Here is a 16,625-nt window from a genome sequence, read left to right on the forward strand (position 1 = left end):
AATCCCGAGAATCTATGAGCAATAAAGGAATTCGTGGTGGCGACGGCTGCAAAGAAAGCTTCGAAAAAGCGCAAGGCGAAGAAGGCTCGCAAGTCGCCGCCTGCCAGCGTCAGCAAGAAGGCGGCGGCGAAAAAGCGTGCGGCCAGGAAAGCTGCGACCAAGAGCAAGCGCGTCGTGAAGAAGGCCAGCAAGGCTTCGAAGAAGGTTTCGAAGAAAGCGGCGAAGAAGTCGACCAAAAAGGTTGCGAAGAAAGCCGTCAAGAAATCGGCGAAGAAATCCGTTACGACAACTCCGTCAAAGAAGCGTGCGGTAACGCCGCAAGAAGCGAGCCCTGCCGTTGAAGCGGCGGCAGAAAGTCCGAAGCCCGCCGCGCCACACGCGAAGCCGGCTGCCGCTGCCAAGCCGGCAGCGGCCGCCGAACGCGACACCTATTTCATCACGACTGCGATCGCCTATCCGAACGGCATTCCGCATATCGGCCACGCCTATGAGGCAATTGCGACCGATGCGCTCGCGCGGTTTCAGCGGCTCAACGGCAAGGACGTGTTCTTCCTCACCGGCACCGACGAGCACGGCCTGAAGATGGTGCAAACCGCTGAAGCCGAAGGAATGGGCGTTGCTGAACTGGCCGCGCGCAATGCCGGCCGGTTCAAGGAGATGGACGAGCGGCTGAAAGTCTCGTTCGACCGCTTCATCCGCACCACGGAGCCTGACCATCATCGCTCGGTTCAGGTGGTCTGGGATCGGATGCAGCAGAATGGCGATATCTATATCGATACCTATTCCGGCTGGTATTCGGTGCGCGACGAAGCCTATTACGCCGAGGAGGAAACCGTCCTCGGCGACGACAATGTGCGCCGTGGCCCACAGGGCTCGCCGGTCGAGTGGGTCGAGGAGAAGAGCTACTTCTTCAAGCTATCCGCCTATCAGGACCGTTTGCTGCAGCTCTACGAAAGCCAGCCGGATTTCATCGGCCCGGATTCGCGCCGCAACGAGGTCATCAGTTTCGTAAAGAGCGGTCTGAAGGATCTGTCGATTTCGCGCACGACGTTCGATTGGGGCGTCAAGGTGCCAAACGACCCCGAACACGTGATGTATGTCTGGGTCGATGCCCTGACCAACTACATCACCGGCGTCGGCTTTCCCGACGAGAGCGATCCGAACTGGCGCTACTGGCCGGCGGACGTCCACGTCATCGGCAAAGACATTATTCGCTTTCACGCGGTGTACTGGCCGGCGTTCCTGATGTCGGCCGGCATTCCCGTGCAGAAGCGGGTTTACGCGCACGGCTTCCTGTTCAGCAGAGGCGAGAAGATGTCGAAGTCGGTCGGCAACGTCGTCGATCCCTTCAATCTGGCCGATCAATATGGGGTCGACCAGATGCGCTATTTCTTCCTGCGCGAGGTGCCGTTCGGACAGGACGGCAACTACAGCCATGAAGCCATCGTCGCGCGCATCAACGCCGACCTCGCCAACGATCTCGGCAATCTGGCGCAGCGTTCGCTGTCGATGATCGCAAAGCAACTCGGCGGCGTGCTGCCGGAGCCCGGCGAATTCACCGACAACGACAAGGCGATCCTGACGCTGGCCGACGCCATGCTGGAAACCTCGCGAACCGCGATGGGGACCCAGCAGATTCATCTATGGCTGAACGCGGTATGGGCCGTGGTCGCAGAAGCCAACCGCTATTTCGCGGGCGAGGCGCCGTGGGCGCTAGCCAAGACCGATCCCGACAGGCAGAAAACCGTGCTCTATGTGACCGCAGAGGTCGTACGTCAGGTCGCCATCCTGACGCAGCCGGTGATGCCGGATGCGTCCAGCAAGCTGCTGGATAGTCTAGGCATCCCCGATGACAAGGAAGCGCGCAACTTTGCGGCGCTCGCCGCGCGGATCAAGGCCGGAACGACATTGCCGCCGCCGGTCGGCGTATTTCCGCGCTACGTCGAACCAAAGCCAGATTAGGCCGTTTGCAAGCCATGCTCGTCGACAGCCACTGCCATCTGGACTTTCCGGATTTTGCCGAGGACCTCGACGCCATCGTCGCGCGCGCCGAGGCCGCCGGCATCGGCCGTATCGTCACCATTTCGACGCGGGTCAGGCGTCTCGACGGACTGCTCGCCATCGCCGAGCGGTTCCCCAACGTCTATTGCTCGGTAGGCACCCATCCGCATAACGCCGACGAAGAGGACGGCATTTCCGCGAGCGAACTTATCGAGCTGACCAAGCACCCGAAGGTAGTGGCACTGGGGGAGGCGGGGCTGGATTACTTTTACGAGCACGGCTCTCGCGAGGTGCAGGAGCGCGGCTTTCGCGCGCATATCGCGGCAGCACGGGCGACGGGTCTGCCGCTCGTCATTCATACGCGCGAAGCGGATGACGACTGCGGCCGCATCCTCGAAGATGAAGTGGCCAAAGGGCCGTTCAGCGCGGTGCTGCATTGCTACACCGGCGGACGCGAACTGGCGATGAAGGCGATTGGTCTTGGCCTTTCGATTTCGTTCACGGGTATCCTGACCTTCAAGAAGTCCGAGGCATTGCGCGAACTCGCCGCTGAACTGCCGGCCGACCGCATCATGGTGGAGACCGACTCGCCGTATCTGGCGCCCGGCAAATTTCGCGGCAAGCGCAACGAGCCGTCTCACGTGGTCGAAGTAGCCAAAGTGCTGGCGGAAACGCGCGGCGTCTCGCTGGAAGAGATTTCGCGGCAGACGACCGAAAACTTCTTCCGCCTGTTCTCGAAGGCGCCGAAGGTTGCGGCATGATGCTGACGCTGACGATCCTCGGCTGCGGCTCCTCGGCCGGTGTGCCCCGCCCGGCGCTCGGCTGGGGTGCCTGCGATCCCAACAATCCGAAGAACCGTCGTCGCCGCTGCTCGCTCCTGGTCGAGCGCAATGGCGCCCACGGCACCACGCGGATCGTGATCGACACCTCACCCGACCTGCGCGAGCAGTTGATCGACGCCGAGGTCGATCACATCGACGCGGTGTTCCTGACGCATGAGCACGCCGACCAGACTCACGGTATCGACGATTTGCGTTCGGTCGTGCTGCACCAGCGCCGCCGCATTCCCGTCTACTTCAACCAGTCGACCGCCAAAGACATCATGGCGCGCTTCTCCTATTGCTTCATCGCGCCGGAGGGCAGCGACTATCCGCCGATCCTGACGCGCCACTCGATCGAAGCCGGCGAGAGCCACACCACGGAGGGGAAGGGCGGTCCGCTGAAACTCTCTGCGTTCCTGGTTCACCACGGCAAGATTCCCGCGCTCGGTTTCCGCATCGGGGCCGCCGCCTACACGCCCGACCTCCACGACATTCCCGAAGAGAGCTGGCCGGCCCTGCAAAACCTCGATCTCTGGATCGTCGACGGGCTGCGCTATGCCGGGCATCCCAGCCATTTCAGCGTCAATGACGCGCTGTCCTGGATCGAGCGCTTCAAGCCGAAGCAGGCCGTCGTCACCAACATGCATTCCGATCTCGACTACGAGGTATTGCGCCAGAGCCTGCCGCCGGGAGTGATCCCGGCCTATGATGGCTTGCGGCTGACGCTGAACAGCGCAGGCTGAGCCTGCGGCGCGAGCCTTTCTCGCCGGACGCGGAGGTACGTCTATGATTGGTCTGTTCTTTGAAGTCCAGACAAGGCCCGGGCACCGCGATCAATATCTCGATCTTGCCGCCTCGCTGAAGCCCGAGCTTGAAGCAATGGGCGGCTGCCTCTTCATCGATCGCTTCAGGAGTTTGACACGGGAGAACCTGCTGTTGTCCTACCAGATCTGGCAGGACGAGGGGGCCTTAACGGCCTGGCGGGCCCATGCTCGTCATCATGCTGTCCAGACGGTCGGCCGCGAGCGGGTCTTTTCGGACTATCGCATCCGGGTCGCCCAGGTGATCCACGAAGCAAGACCAGGGCAACCTGTCTGGCAGCCCGAGCGGCGCACGCCTTACAACGATCCCGCAAGGCGCAAGCCGACTTATGTGCTGGTGGCTGAATCGAAGAACGCCACGCTTCCGGCAGAAACGGGATGGCGCCGTGACGCTTTCGCAAGCGTCTATCGCGAGGGGCGCTTCGCGCATTTGATCGATCTGCCTGACGATCAATCCGGCATCGAATTCGGCCCCCGCCTGTTCGCCGATCCGACAACCGAGTATTTCCGCGTGTTCGAGGTCATGCGCGATTACGGCATGTTCGAGCGCACTGAGGCGCCGCAATACTACCCGCCGATCAAGAGAGAACACGCGTAGCGGCGGACTACGCCGATATCGCCTTCGCCGAGTCCACCTGATTGCGCAGCATGAATTTCTGGATCTTACCCGTGGACGTCTTCGGGATCGGGCCAAACACGACGGCCTTCGGCGTCTTGAAGCCAGACATGTGACTGCGGCAGAAGGCGATGATCTCGGCCTCCGTCGCCTTGGCGCCTTCCTTCAGCTCGACGAAGGCGCAGGGCACTTCGCCCCATTTGGAATCGGGCTTTGCGACTACGGCCGCAAACAGCACGGCAGGATGCTTGTAGAGGACGTCCTCGACCTCGACGGAGGAGATATTCTCGCCACCGGAGATGATGATGTCCTTGGAGCGATCCTTGATGATGACGTAGCCATGCTGGTCGAGCACGCCGAGATCACCGGTGTGAAACCAGCCGCCGGCGAAGGCTTCCTGCGTCGCCTTCTCGTTCTTGAGGTACCCCTTCATCACGATATTGCCGCGGAACATCACCTCACCGATAGTTTCGCCATCGCGCGGCACCTCCTGCATGGTCTGGGGGTCGAGCACTGTTACGGCTTCTTCCAGCGGGTAGGGTACGCCCTGCCGGCGCTTCATCTGCGCGCGCTGATCGGCGGGCAGTTCGTCCCAGCCCGGCTGCTCGGCGCAGACGGAGGCGGGGCCATAGACTTCGGTCAGGCCGTAGACATGCGTCAGCTTGATGCCGATGCTCTCAGCGCCCTCGAGCACCGCTACCGGCGGTGCTGCGCCGGCGATCAACCCGACCACGCTGCGCGCCTTGTCGCCCTTGGGCGCACCGGGCGCGTTGATCAGCGTGTTGTAGACGATCGGCGCGCCGCACATGTGGGTGACGCCGTGCTTTGGAATCAGCTCGAAGATTTTTGCCGGATCGACCTTGCGCAGACAGACATTGATGCCCGCAGAGGCCGCCACCGTCCAAGAAAAGCACCAGCCGTTGCAGTGGAACATCGGCAGCGTCCACAGATAGACCGGATGCTGGCCGAGATTCCCGGCGAGGATGTTACTGACGGCGTTGAGATAGGCGCCGCGGTGATGGGTCACGACCCCCTTGGGGTTGCCCGTGGTGCCCGAGGTATAGCTGAGCGCAATTGCATCCCATTCGTCGGCCGGAAGCCTTGCGACGAAGCCGGGATCGCCCGCTGCGACCGCCGCCTCATACTCGAGTTCGCCGATCCGCTTGCCACCGGCAAAGGCCGCGTCGTCGACATCGACCACAAACGGTTTCGGTCCCTTCATTAGCGTCAGCGCTTCAGAAATTACGCCTGAAAACTCCGGATCGACGAGAATGATTTTCGCGCCGCCATGATCGAGCTGGAAAGCGATCGAGGGCGCATCGAGCCGGATGTTCAGCGCGTTCAGGACGGCACCGGCCATCGGCACGGCAAAGTGCAGCTCGTTCATGGCCGGGACATTCGGCAGCATCGCCGCGACCGTGTCGCCGACGCCAATGCCGCGACCGGCGAGCCAGGACGCAAAGCGCCGGCAGCGTTCATAGGTCTCGGCCCAGGTAAAGCTGCGGCCTTCATAGACCGTGCTGAGATGATCGGGATAGACGGCGGCGCTGCGGGCGAGGAAACTCAGCGGCGTCAGCGGCACGTAATTCGCCGGGGTCTTGTCCAACCCGATGGAATACTGGTTCTGGGCTGCGCTCATTGGCTATGTCCCATCTACAAAAGTTTGACCTTACAAGAACCCGATGGAAATCCACGGGAAGATCGCCACGATAATCAGGCCGACCATCAGCGCCAACAGGTAACCCCAGATCGGCCGGATACCCTCGGCCGGGTCGACGCGCCCGATGGCGCAGGCCGCATAATAGCCCACTCCGAAGGGCGGCGCGAATAGCCCGATACCCATCGCGAGAATAACGATCATCGCATAATGGACCTCGTGCACGCCGACGGCCCGTGCAATCGGAAACAATAACGGCCCGAACAGCACGATCGCCGGAATCCCCTCGAGCACACTGCCCAGGATCACGAAGGCCACGATCGAGACGGCGATGAACGTCGCCGAGCCACCGGGCAGACCGGTCATGGCGGCCGCCAGCGTCCGCGAAAAGCCGGACTGTGTGAGGCCCCAGGCCATGCCGGTGGCGCAGCCGATGATCAGCAAGATCGCGCCCGACAGGCACGCGGTCTCGATCAACATTGGCACAATCCGGCGCCAGTCGAAATTGCGGTAGATCAAGAGGCCGTAAATCAGAAATCCGACGATGAAGGCATAGACGATGCCAATGGTGGAGACCTCGGTGGCGGTCGCAATGCCCTCGACTACGGCGTAGCGGATCACGAACGGCAGCGCGATGGCGGGCAGGGCGATGGCAAACGCGCGGACGATCTCGGTGACACTCGCCCGCGTGATGTGCCGCAGGTCCTCGCCCCGGTAGCGCCACCACACCAGTGCCGACAGCGTGATCGCCAGCACCAGACCGGGCAGCAGGCCGCCGGTGAACAGCGCCGCGATGGAGACGCCGGTGACCGAGCCGATGGTGATCAGCACGAGGCTCGGCGGAATGGTTTCGGTCTGCGCGCCCGTGGCAGAGAGGAGGGCGACCAGATCGCCCGGCCTGGCGCCTCGCGCTTTCATTTCCGGAAATAGCACCGGCGCCACGGCAGCCATGTCGGCGGCCTTGGAGCCTGAGATACCCGATACCAGATACATCGCCCCGACCAGCACGTAATGCAGCCCGCCACGGACATGGCCGAGCAAGCTTGCGAGGAAAGCCACCATGGCACGCGCCATGCCCGTCATTTCAATCAGCAGGCCCAGGAACACGAAAAGCGGCACCGAAAGCAGGATGAGGTGGCTCATGCCCTCGTCCATGCGGCCGACCAGCACCATCAGCGGCGTGCCCGTGGTCAGCGCCAGATAGCCATAGGTCGCGAGCCCAAAGCCGAATGCGATCGGCACGCCGGCAAACACGCAGAAGCCGGCGATGCCAACAAAGAAGATGATCAGATTGAGGTTGCCGAGCGGCTTGAGCGAGCCCCTGAGCAGCCAGAATATCCCGATGACAAGCGCGACCGACAGCACCGCGCCGAGTACCGTGCGAACCTTGCTGGCGCGGGCGAGCCGCAGGAACGCGAACAGCGCCATCAGGGCAATGCCGACCGGTAGCGCCGCGGCACGCCAACTGTTGAGGATCTGCAGCGCCGGCGTGGTGATGTAGCTTTCCTCGTAGGCGTATTCGTAGGCCGGCCAGGCGATCAGGATCAGAAACGCCAGCGCGGCCGAGGTCGCCACCAGATCGAGATAGGCGCGCATGGCGGGCTTCGCGTTGGCGACGAGCGCCGTCATGCGCATGTGCTCGGCGCGTCGGAACGCAACGGCAGCACCCAGCATGGCGAGCCACAGGAACAGAATTGAAGCGAGCTCGTCCGACCAGATCAGCGGCCGGTGCAGCGCGTAGCGCGCCACCACGCCAGCGAATAGGATGACGATTTCGGCAACCACCAGAAGCGCTGCCGGAATCTCGACCAGCATTCCCAGGACATGCTCGATCGATGCCAGCAACGAACGGCGGCGAGGGGGCTGAGCCACCTCACCGCCAATCACTTCACTCAGTTCGGCATGAGCCACGACGGCCCCTCGCGTGCGCTTAGGACAGCTTGCCGACGGACTTTTCGAGCAGCTCCCACGCCTGGTCGCCGTATTTACCTTTCCATTCCGCATAGAAACCCGCAGCGCGGAGCTTGTCACGGAACGGTGTCACGTTGGGCTGGTTGAACGTGACGCCCTTGCCGGCCAGTTCCTGCTGCAGCCCGGCATTCAGCTTGGCAACGTCCTCGCGCTCCTTGATCGCCGCCGCATTGACGTTCTTGGCGACGATGGTCCTGACATCCGCAGGCAGCTTTTCCCAGGCGCGGCGGTTCGCCAGGAACCAGAAGCCGTCCCACATGTGGTTGGTCAGCGAGCAGAACTTCTGCACTTCGTACAGTTTTGCAGTCGAGATGATCGCCAGCGGGTTTTCCTGGCCCTCGACGATCCTGAGAGTTATTGTTCTTGAGGTCCCGAGATACGGACCTGCGGTCCACGGGATCATCAGCGATCGCCGCATTCGCGCGCTTATTGCAGCGTCAGCAAGTATCGGCAATAGGAATGGCCGGGACGCTGCAGATCTGGACTATCATGGCCAGCCAAGAGCAAGCCATTTCGACGCCAGAGCTAACTGGGTTTGCCAGCATATCCGACTAAATATCTGATTTAATTGTAGATATAGATATTCCATAATATACCTTATGCGAATTCAGCGTGTCTGACTCCGTCCGCTCGATCGCCTCTGTTGGGTTTCATGCTCTGTCTCCGGACCAGCCGTGGAGAACACGGAGTGATCGGCCATGGGCTGCTCGACGGGCTGCGATCCGGTTGTTAAGCCCGCCTCCCTTTAGGGAGACGTTGAGTCGAGACATGACCATTGCGATCGATATGGGACACACGACGGCAGGCGCCCCCGCGACTCTGGACCTTGAGGAACTGCTTGCGACCCGCTTGCTGGTCCAAGGCAATTCAGGCTCCGGCAAATCCCATCTGCTGCGCCGGCTGCTGGAACAGAGTGCCCCTTGGGTACAGCAAACCATCATCGACCCCGAAGGCGACTTCGTGGCGCTTTGCGACCGTTTCGGCCACCTCCTGATCGATGCCGAGGACCACACCGAGCGGGGTCTGCAGGTCGCCGGCGAGCGAGCGCGCATCCATCGCGTCTCCACGGTGCTCAATCTCGAGGGGCTCGACGCCGAGAACCAGATGCGGCGCGCCGCCGGCTTCCTCAGCGGGCTTTTCGAAGTCGCCCGCGACCACTGGTACCCGATGCTGGTGGTGGTGGATGAGGCGCAGCTCTTCGCACCGGCAGTTGCCGGCGAGGTTTCGGACGAAGCGCGCAAACTCTCGCTCGGCGCCATGACGAACCTTATGTGCCGTGGCCGCAAACGCGGGCTTGCGGGAGTTATCGCCACGCAGCGACTGGCGAAGCTCGCCAAGAACGTCGCGGCCGAGGCGTCCAATTTCCTCATGGGTCGAACTTTTCTGGATATCGACATGGCGCGCGCCGCCGACCTTCTTGGCATGGAACGGCGACAGGCAGAGGCTTTCCGGGATCTGGAGCGCGGGCAATTCATGGCGCTGGGACCGGCCCTCTCCCGCCGTCCGCTCGGGCTTCGCATTGGTCCAACCGATACCGCGCCGCGAAACGCGACCCCGCGCCTGATGCCTCTGCCGGAAAAGACACTGGACGCACGCGCCATCATTCTGGCAGCGCCGCCGCCCGAGAATAATCGGCCCCAGCGCCGGTCGTCGCCAGACCTCCTCGCCCAGCTCATGGCGGCGAAAACCGCGGCGCAGGAGATCCGTCCCGAAGCCGTGGAGCAGCCACTCGACGCTGAGGAACTGGCGGAGCGGCGTGAACGAGTGGACCGTATTCTGCGCGCCATCATGGCGGAACCCGAGGCCGGATTCCGGGCAATCGGCGTGCTCTATCAGGAGTTCGTGGTCCGCTGCCGAATAGAGGGCCTCGGTTCGGCCGTGCCGGACCTGGGTGACTTCCGTCGCATGCTGACGCGCGCCCGCGCCGGGCTCGGCTCCGATATGGCAGAGGATGACGGGTGGCAGGACGTCTCGGTGCGCGCCTCCCTTCTGCCGGAGGATATGCAAGGCGTCTTCATGATGATCGCCCGCGCCGCAAAGGAAGGTTGGCCCTGCCCGGGCGATGCAGCGATTGCGCGCGCCTATGGCTCACATTCGTTGCGCCGTGCACGGCGTCTGCTGACCTACATCGAGGAACAGGGCCTCATTGTTTGCCAGCTTGACGGTGCCGGTCGGCGGATCGTGACGCTCGTCGAACTGGCCTGGGCGACGGCGCCGGGTGACCCCAATGCCGAGGAACTGCCGGCCGAGCATGGCTGCAGCAGTTCGGCTCTATGATGCGATGATCGAGCGCGTAGTCAGACAATACCCCACCTCAGCCCCGTGGGTGTCTGCAACAGGTGTCCGCCGACCCCTCCGCCGAATTTGAGCGTTCGTCAATCTGCATTGGAGCGTGCCGATGTCATCGCTGGTACGAACCCCCGCTTCCCCACCCACAATGCGGTTTCCGAGCGAAACACAATGCCCGGAGGCCGGTTGGTTCAAACCAGCCGCAACGGAGGTCTCATCATGCAAGAACGCGTCAGCCGTCCGACCGAATCTCGCGCCATTCCATTCGATACCGCCAAGCTCGATTCTTTGATGGAAGCGGCTGGACTCGACATCCTGGTCGCGACCTCCAAGCACAATGTCCAGTACCTGCTCGACGCCGAGCGAGCGATCTTCTTCGATTACATGGACGCGCTCGGCGTCAGCCGTTACTTGCCCGTCCTGATCTACCCGAAGGGCGCACCCGACAAGGCGGCCTATATCGGGCACCGGCTGGAAACCCATCAGCGGGCCGTGGCGCCGCTATGGGTTCCGCAGGTCCGAACCGAGGGCAACGGTTCGGTCGACGCCATTTCGCTCGCGGCACGCCTGATCAAGGAGGCAGGTATGCCAACGAAGCGGATCGGGGTCGAGATGCCGTTCCTGCCGATGGATGCCGGCAGGGCCCTTTCGGACGCCCTGCCCGATAGCGAGATCAAGGATGCGCTGCTGGTGCTGGAGCGCCTGCGTGCCGTGAAATCGCCGACGGAACTGGGCAGGCTGAAGAAAGCCTCCGAACTGGTCATCGAATCCATGAACGAGGTGATCGCAAACCACGGCCCGGGCACCACCAAGCAGCAACTTTTCGACGCACTGAGGATCGCAGAGGTCAAGCGCGGATTGACTTTCGAATATTGCCTGCTGGCTTGCGGCGCCAGCCACAACCGGGCGCCTTCCGCCGACCGCTGGGAAACCGGTGACGTGCTGTCGCTGGATTCCGGTGGCAACTACCGCGGCTATATCGGCGACCTCGCGCGCATGGCCGTGCTGGGCGAACCGGACAGTGAATTGAAGGACCTGCTGGCCGAAATCGAAGCCGTCCAGCGGGCTGCGTTCGCCGCGGTGCGGCCGGGCACGATGGGTGGCGAAATCTATGCCGCGGCGGAAATGCGGCTCGCGCAGTCCAGCCGGCGCGACTGCACCGACTTCCTGGCGCATGGCATGGGGCTGGTCAGCCACGAGGCCCCTCGCCTGACGGCCAAGGGCCCTATTCCCTACGATGACCCGGACGCGCGCCGGCCCTTGGAGCCCGGCATGGTGGTGTCGATCGAAACGACGATGAAGCACCCGCGCCGTGGCTTCATTAAGCTGGAGGACACGGTTGCAGTGACCGCAACCGGCTACGAGATCTTCGGCGAAGGCAGCCGCGGCTGGAATATCGGCGGCAGCGCATTGGCGCAGTGAGGCCTCAAGACCATTTGGCTGGAGGCGACAGCGGTCGCAACGCGCTATCGCCTCAGCCTTTTTCTACCTCTCCGCCCGCGTCCAGCCAGCCCTTGAAGCCGCCGAGATTGCGCACGTTGGTGTAACCCATTTCCTTGAGCGTCTTGCCAACGAGCGCCGAACGTCCACCCGAAGCGCAATACGCGATCACCGTTTTGGCCCGGTCAAAGGCCGCATCGTGCATCGCCGAGCCAGGATCGGCGCGGAATTCCACGAGACCTCGCGGCACGGCAAGGGCGCCCGGCACCTTGCCCGACGTTGCCACCTCCGCTGGCTCTCGGACGTCGAGAAACAGCACGTCAACCCTACCCAGCAATCCCTTGGCCTCGTCCGGACTGATACGCGGCACTTCGGCCTCAGCTTCAGCCAGCATCGCTTGGACTGTTTTCATTAGGTCTTCTCCTGTGGCTCGCCACGAGCGGTGGTCGTTGATCTAATCACTGGCAAAGGCCAGACAATGTCACCGACACTGCAGGTTCATCGCAATGCGCAGCAGCACGCTATAGCCCGCGTGGTTTGATGTCGATCATGCGATCGCAGGACAATCGGGGTCGATTGAGCGCCAGGGGGAGCGCCCGCCGGGATCGTTTTGGCGCGCGGCCTCGCGCGAATCTACCGCCCCTTGAACCGCGGCTTGCGGCGACCGAGGAACGCCTCAACACCTTCCTTGTGGTCTTCGGTCATGCTCGCCAGCGCAAACTGGTCGACGTCCATATGGCTGGCGAGATCATCGAGCGCATGCGCCAGGCGATTGACCGTCAGCTTGGTCATGGCGACCGACAGCGGTGGCTGGGCGGCGATTTTGGCGGCGAGCGCCATCGCCGCGTCGAACGCCTTGCCCGGTTCTGCCACCTCCTCCACCAGGCGCCATTCGTAGGCCTCGGCTGCCGAGATACGCTGGTCGGCCAGGATCACGGCCTGCTTGGTGCGGGCTGGTCCCATGAGGTGCAGCATCCGCGGCACGCTCTGCCAGCTCATGTTCATGCCGAGGCCGATCTCGGGCACGCGCATGTGGGCGTCGCGCGCCATCACCCGAAAGTCCAGCGCAACCGCCAGCGCCACGCCGCCGCCCACGCAAAAGCCCTCGATGGCGCCGATGGTGATCTGCTCCATGTCCTGCCAGGCCCGGGTCAGCCGCGGCCCGAGCTTTAAGTGCCGGCGCAAGGCGCCGAGATCCATGGTCTTGCGCGAGCGGCCTTCGGGGTCCTTCAGATCAAAGCCGGCGCTGAACGATTTTGCGCCGCCGGTCAGCACCACGACCGAGGTATCGCCATCGTCCTCAAAGCTGCGGGCGGCGTCGGTAAGCTGACGCAGCGCTTCCGGCGACAACGCATTGATGCCGTCGCCGCGATCGAAGCGCACCACTGCGATACGGCCCTCCGGCCCGAGGCCGTTTTCAATCGTCACAAACCCGGTCAATGCATCGCTCCCTATCAGTCTTTTTCGAAAGTTTAGACCAGAAAGAATTCCGGCGAACCTGAATCCTTCGTCGGTTCCTGTTCGTCTTGTTCGCGAAACCATCGCATCTGCTGGGCGCGGATCGGGGCCCCGGCCTCGACATAGCCCGGATTTTGCGCCTATCCTCACGGCATGAGCGACCATGATCACGACCACGACCACCACGGCCATCACCACCACGACCACTCCGAACTCTCGGAGACCGAGCTGCGCGTCCGCGCGCTGGAATCGATCCTGACCGAGAAAGGCTATGTCGATCCGGCCTCCCTCGACCTCCTGATCGATCTCTATGAAACGAAAATCGGACCGCGCAACGGCGTTCGCGTGGTGGCCAAGGCGTGGAGCGATCCCGCTTATCGCGAACGCCTGCTAAAGGACGCGAGCGCGGCAATTGCCGAACTCGATTATTCCGGCCGCCAGGGCGAGCACATGGTCGTCGTGGAGAACTCGCCCGAGCAGCACAACATGGTAGTGTGCACGCTGTGCTCCTGCTACCCGCATCCCGTGCTTGGGCTGCCGCCGGTCTGGTACAAATCCGCGCCCTATCGCTCGCGCGCTGTGTCCGACCCGCGCGGCGTGCTCAGGGATTTCGGCGTGACGCTGCCGGACACCACCAAAATCCGGGTCTGGGATTCCACGGCCGAAATCCGCTACCTCGTACTGCCGATGCGCCCTGAGGGTACCGAGGGCTGGAGCGCCGAACAGCTCGCCGAGCTCGTCACCCGCGACAGCATGATCGGCACCGGTTTGCCCAAACAGCCCGGTGAGGCCGCCTGATGGACGGCGCGCATGACATGGGCGGTGCCAAGGGCTTTGGGCCGGTCGTACCCGAGCCGAACGAGCCGGTCTTTCACGGCGACTGGGAGCGCCGCGCCTTTGCCCTGACGGTCGCCATGGCGCGTCCGGGCGGTTGGAACATCGATATGTCGCGGTTTGCGCGCGAGAACCGTCCGCCCGAGGATTACCTCAGCAAGAGCTATTTCGAGATCTGGCTGGCCGGGCTGGAAACGCTGATGATCGAGCGCGGGCTGGTGACGCGCGAGGAAATCGAGGCCGGCAAGGTGTTGTCGCCGCCCAAGCCTGGCGTCAAGCCGATCGCTCCAAATGAAGTCACGCCGGCAATCCGCCGCGGCGGCCCAACCGAACGCGAGGCGAAAGCACCCGCGATGTTTGCAATCGGCGACATTGTGCGGATGAAAGACATCCATCCGGTGACGCATACGCGGCTGCCGCAATATGTCCGTGGCCGTCTCGGCACCATCGAGCTCAATCACGGCTGCCACGTCTTCCCCGACACCAACTCGCTCGGCCAGGGCGAAGACCCGCAATGGCTCTACACCGTGCGGTTCGACGGACCGGAACTGTGGGGCAAGGACGGCGACCCGACGCTCAGAGTCTCCGTCGACGCCTGGGAATCCTATCTGGAGCGCGTGTGATGGACTTGACCCCGCAACAGGCCATGCGCGCCGCGGTCGCCGTTCCCGGCGTGCCACGCGACGAAGACGGCCCGGTGTTTCGGGAGCCATGGGAGGCGCGCGCCTTTGCCATGGCGCTGGCGTTGCATGAGGCCGGCGTGTTCACCTGGAAGGAATGGGCGGAGACGCTGGGGGCGCAAATCAAGCGCGCGCAGGCCGAAGGCGATCCCGATACGGGCGAGACGTATTACCGGCATTGGCTGGCGACGCTGGAGACACTGGTCGCCGCCAAGGGCGTTGCGACGTCCGACCTCCTGCATCGCTACCGTGACGCCTGGGATCACGCCGCCGACCGCACCCCGCACGGCGCGCCGATCGAGTTGAGGGCGGAGGATTTCGGCCGCTAGGACAGCGCCGCATATTCCCGCCAGCCCTTCGCTCGCAATGTGCAGGCCGGGCATTCGCCGCAGCCATAGCCCCAATCGTGCTGCGCGCCGCGCTCGCCGAGATAGCAGGTGTGGGACTGCTCGCGGATAAGATCGACCAGCCCTGCCCCACCAAGCTCATGCGCGAGCTTCCAGGTGGCAGCCTTGTCGAGCCACATCAGCGGCGTATGCAGCTCAAAATTTTTGGCCATGCCGAGATTGAGCGCGGACTGCAGCGCCTTGATGGTGTGGTCTCGGCAATCCGGATAGCCGGAGTAATCCGTCTCGCACATGCCGCCGACGATGTGACCGATGCCGCGCCGGTACGCCAGCGCCGCGGCGAAGGTGAGAAACACCAGATTGCGGCCGGGAACGAAGGTATTGGGCAGGCCGTCAGCGCCCATGGCAATAGCCACATCGCGCGTCAGAGCGGTATCCGAAATTTCCGCCAGTGTCGGGATTTCCAGCGTGTGGCTCTCGCCGAGCTTTGCCGCCCAATCCGGTCGCAACGATTTGATACCCGCCAGCAGGCGGTCGCGGCATTCCAGCTCGATCGCGTGGCGCTGGCCGTAGCTGAAGCCGAGCATTTCGACGCGCGCAAAGCGCCGCAAGGCCCAGGCCAGGCAGGTGGTGGAATCCTGCCCGCCGGAGAACAGCACCAGCGCGGTTTCGGACGATGATCGGTCGCTCATGACGGGCAATTAGCACTCCCTCGCCTCAAGGCCAACCGGTGGAAATTGCCTCGATTTCGGCGCGTTCCGCTGGGATCGGTCGACCGCTTGCGGCATAAAGCGGCCTGTCTCCCCCAAGCGACGGAAATCCCATGACCCCTTCCCGCGATATTTCCCGCCTCATCGAGATCATGGCGGCGCTGCGCACGCCGGTCACGGGCTGTCCATGGGACCTCGAACAGAATTTTTCGACCATCGCGCCCTACACCATCGAAGAAGCCTATGAGGTGGCCGACGCGATCACACGCGGCGATTTCGACGATCTGCGCGAGGAACTCGGCGATCTCCTGCTGCAGGTCGTCTATCACGCGCGCATGGCGGAAGAGCAAAGCGCGTTTGCCTTCGGCGACGTGGTCGAGGCGATCACAGGCAAGTTGATACGCCGTCATCCGCACGTGTTCGCCGACAAGGACGGCAATATCGCTCCCGCCGGCGTCAAGAGCGCCTGGGAGCGTATCAAGGCCGAGGAAAAGGCCGAGCGCGCGGCGCGGCGGCCGCCGGAAGAGACCACGCACAAATCACTGCTTGCAACCGTCAAGGCCGGCCAGCCGGCGTTGACGCGCGCGATGGAATTGCAGCGCAAGGCCTCCACCGTCGGCTTCGATTGGAACGATCCCCGTGCAGTGCTCAGCAAGATTCGCGAAGAGGCCGACGAAATCGAAGCAGCGCTCGACCGCAAGAATGTCGAAGAGCTTGCGGAAGAAACCGGTGACCTCCTGTTTGCCCTGGTCAATCTGGCCCGCCATGTTGGCGCCGATCCGGAATCTGCGCTACGGGGCACCAATGCCAAATTCGAACGCCGCTTTGCCTACATCGAGCGCGTGCTGGCGGCCAAAGGCCGCTCGCTTGAGGACGCAACACTCGCCGAAATGGATGCGTTGTGGAACGAGGCCAAGGGAGCCGAACAGCCGGCCGCATCAGCCGCAGCGCGGAGCGATCGGAGATAAAACGCAGGTTTG

General features: G+C 63.2%; 15 protein-coding genes and 1 pseudogene. 10 read left to right on the forward strand and 6 right to left on the reverse strand.

All coding sequences use genetic code 11. The features are described from left to right. Nucleotides 1–36: 36 nt before the first annotated feature. From metG to LMTR13_RS20335, 4 genes are read left to right on the forward strand one after another with little or no spacing between them, the layout of a single operon-like run. On the forward strand, nt 37–1,962 hold the full coding sequence (metG, locus tag LMTR13_RS20320; RefSeq protein ID WP_083219101.1) for a methionine--tRNA ligase: 1,926 nt from the start codon (nt 37–39) through the stop codon (nt 1,960–1,962). Nucleotides 1,963–1,976: 14 nt separating this feature from the next. Beyond that, complete coding sequence (locus LMTR13_RS20325) at nt 1,977–2,762, forward strand: TatD family hydrolase (RefSeq protein ID WP_065729378.1); 786 nt, start codon at nt 1,977–1,979, stop codon at nt 2,760–2,762. After that, nucleotides 2,759–3,565 carry an MBL fold metallo-hydrolase gene (locus LMTR13_RS20330; RefSeq protein WP_065729379.1) on the forward strand — a complete coding sequence of 269 codons (807 nt, stop codon included), beginning with the start codon at nt 2,759–2,761 and terminating at the stop codon, nt 3,563–3,565. The genes LMTR13_RS20325 and LMTR13_RS20330 overlap by 4 nt, the downstream gene beginning before the upstream one ends. Nucleotides 3,566–3,608: 43 nt before the next feature. Then, nucleotides 3,609–4,241 carry an antibiotic biosynthesis monooxygenase family protein gene (locus LMTR13_RS20335; protein ID WP_065729380.1) on the forward strand — a complete coding sequence of 211 codons (633 nt, stop codon included), beginning with the start codon at nt 3,609–3,611 and terminating at the stop codon, nt 4,239–4,241. 7 nt (nt 4,242–4,248) lie between these two features. Here the strand turns inward: LMTR13_RS20335 and LMTR13_RS20340 are convergent, their stop codons facing one another. The 3 genes and pseudogenes from LMTR13_RS20340 to LMTR13_RS20350 all read right to left on the reverse strand — a co-directional run. Continuing rightward, entirely contained in the window at nt 4,249–5,898 is a 1,650-nt protein-coding gene (locus LMTR13_RS20340; protein WP_065729381.1) for an acyl-CoA synthetase, read from the reverse strand. 30 nt (nt 5,899–5,928) lie between these two features. Beyond that, a complete protein-coding gene (locus LMTR13_RS20345) occupies nt 5,929–7,827 on the reverse strand; it encodes a TRAP transporter large permease (RefSeq protein ID WP_065729382.1) in 1,899 nt (632 codons plus the stop codon). Between the two features lie 19 nt (nt 7,828–7,846). After that, nucleotides 7,847–8,236, reverse strand: a pseudogene (locus LMTR13_RS20350) (TRAP transporter substrate-binding protein); the annotation flags it as partial. Nucleotides 8,237–8,655: 419 nt separating this feature from the next. On the opposite strand from LMTR13_RS20350, the gene LMTR13_RS20355 reads away from it, so the two are divergent. Then, a complete protein-coding gene (locus LMTR13_RS20355; RefSeq protein ID WP_065729383.1) occupies nt 8,656–10,164 on the forward strand; it encodes a helicase HerA domain-containing protein in 1,509 nt (502 codons plus the stop codon). Between the two features lie 231 nt (nt 10,165–10,395). After that, on the forward strand, nt 10,396–11,598 hold the full coding sequence (locus tag LMTR13_RS20360; protein WP_065732837.1) for a M24 family metallopeptidase: 1,203 nt from the start codon (nt 10,396–10,398) through the stop codon (nt 11,596–11,598). A 52-nt stretch (nt 11,599–11,650) separates the two neighbouring features. Here LMTR13_RS20360 and LMTR13_RS20365 read toward each other — a convergent pair whose 3' ends face one another. Beyond that, nucleotides 11,651–12,028, reverse strand: a complete 378-nt coding sequence (locus LMTR13_RS20365; protein ID WP_065729384.1) for a rhodanese-like domain-containing protein — start codon at nt 12,026–12,028, stop codon at nt 11,651–11,653. A 221-nt stretch (nt 12,029–12,249) separates the two neighbouring features. Continuing rightward, on the reverse strand, nt 12,250–13,056 hold the full coding sequence (locus LMTR13_RS20370; protein ID WP_065729385.1) for an enoyl-CoA hydratase/isomerase family protein: 807 nt from the start codon (nt 13,054–13,056) through the stop codon (nt 12,250–12,252). 171 nt (nt 13,057–13,227) lie between these two features. On the opposite strand from LMTR13_RS20370, the gene nthA reads away from it, so the two are divergent. Genes nthA through LMTR13_RS20385 form a run of 3 tightly spaced genes read left to right on the forward strand, consistent with a single transcriptional unit; the run spans nt 13,228 to nt 14,917 of the window. Further along, nucleotides 13,228–13,872, forward strand: coding sequence for a nitrile hydratase subunit alpha (gene nthA / locus LMTR13_RS20375; RefSeq protein ID WP_065729386.1), 645 nt, complete (start codon nt 13,228–13,230; stop codon nt 13,870–13,872). After that, complete coding sequence (gene nthB / locus LMTR13_RS20380) at nt 13,872–14,531, forward strand: nitrile hydratase subunit beta (RefSeq protein WP_065729387.1); 660 nt, start codon at nt 13,872–13,874, stop codon at nt 14,529–14,531. Before nthA ends, nthB begins: the two co-directional genes overlap by 1 nt. Continuing rightward, nucleotides 14,531–14,917 carry a nitrile hydratase accessory protein gene (locus tag LMTR13_RS20385; protein ID WP_065729388.1) on the forward strand — a complete coding sequence of 129 codons (387 nt, stop codon included), beginning with the start codon at nt 14,531–14,533 and terminating at the stop codon, nt 14,915–14,917. The genes nthB and LMTR13_RS20385 overlap by 1 nt, the downstream gene beginning before the upstream one ends. On the opposite strand, the gene queC is transcribed toward LMTR13_RS20385, so the two are convergent. Further along, nucleotides 14,914–15,627 carry a 7-cyano-7-deazaguanine synthase QueC gene (gene queC / locus LMTR13_RS20390; protein ID WP_065729389.1) on the reverse strand — a complete coding sequence of 238 codons (714 nt, stop codon included), beginning with the start codon at nt 15,625–15,627 and terminating at the stop codon, nt 14,914–14,916. The two genes, LMTR13_RS20385 and queC, sit on opposite strands and share 4 nt — an antisense overlap. A gap of 131 nt (nt 15,628–15,758) precedes the next feature. Here queC and mazG point away from each other — a divergent pair, with 131 nt between their 5' ends. Continuing rightward, on the forward strand, nt 15,759–16,613 hold the full coding sequence (gene mazG, locus LMTR13_RS20395) for a nucleoside triphosphate pyrophosphohydrolase (RefSeq protein ID WP_065729390.1): 855 nt from the start codon (nt 15,759–15,761) through the stop codon (nt 16,611–16,613). Nucleotides 16,614–16,625 lie beyond the last annotated feature (12 nt).

This window comes from Bradyrhizobium icense (assembly GCF_001693385.1).
Classification (GTDB): Bacteria; Pseudomonadota; Alphaproteobacteria; order Rhizobiales; family Xanthobacteraceae; genus Bradyrhizobium; species Bradyrhizobium icense.

Bases quoted from the DNA above. Each gene is read 5' to 3' on its own strand.
- LMTR13_RS20325 (WP_065729378.1), top strand. From the start codon at position 1,977: ATGCTCGTCGACAGCCACTGCCATCTGGACTTTCCGGATTTTGCCGAG.
- LMTR13_RS20330 (WP_065729379.1), top strand. From the start codon at position 2,759: ATGATGCTGACGCTGACGATCCTCGGCTGCGGCTCCTCGGCCGGTGTG.
- LMTR13_RS20335 (WP_065729380.1), top strand. From the start codon at position 3,609: ATGATTGGTCTGTTCTTTGAAGTCCAGACAAGGCCCGGGCACCGCGAT.
- LMTR13_RS20340 (WP_065729381.1), bottom strand. From the start codon at position 5,898: ATGAGCGCAGCCCAGAACCAGTATTCCATCGGGTTGGACAAGACCCCG.
- LMTR13_RS20355 (WP_065729383.1), top strand. From the start codon at position 8,656: ATGACCATTGCGATCGATATGGGACACACGACGGCAGGCGCCCCCGCG.
- LMTR13_RS20360 (WP_065732837.1), top strand. From the start codon at position 10,396: ATGCAAGAACGCGTCAGCCGTCCGACCGAATCTCGCGCCATTCCATTC.
- LMTR13_RS20365 (WP_065729384.1), bottom strand. From the start codon at position 12,028: ATGAAAACAGTCCAAGCGATGCTGGCTGAAGCTGAGGCCGAAGTGCCG.
- nthA (WP_065729386.1), top strand. From the start codon at position 13,228: ATGAGCGACCATGATCACGACCACGACCACCACGGCCATCACCACCAC.
- nthB (WP_065729387.1), top strand. From the start codon at position 13,872: ATGGACGGCGCGCATGACATGGGCGGTGCCAAGGGCTTTGGGCCGGTC.
- LMTR13_RS20385 (WP_065729388.1), top strand. From the start codon at position 14,531: ATGGACTTGACCCCGCAACAGGCCATGCGCGCCGCGGTCGCCGTTCCC.
- queC (WP_065729389.1), bottom strand. From the start codon at position 15,627: ATGAGCGACCGATCATCGTCCGAAACCGCGCTGGTGCTGTTCTCCGGC.
- mazG (WP_065729390.1), top strand. From the start codon at position 15,759: ATGACCCCTTCCCGCGATATTTCCCGCCTCATCGAGATCATGGCGGCG.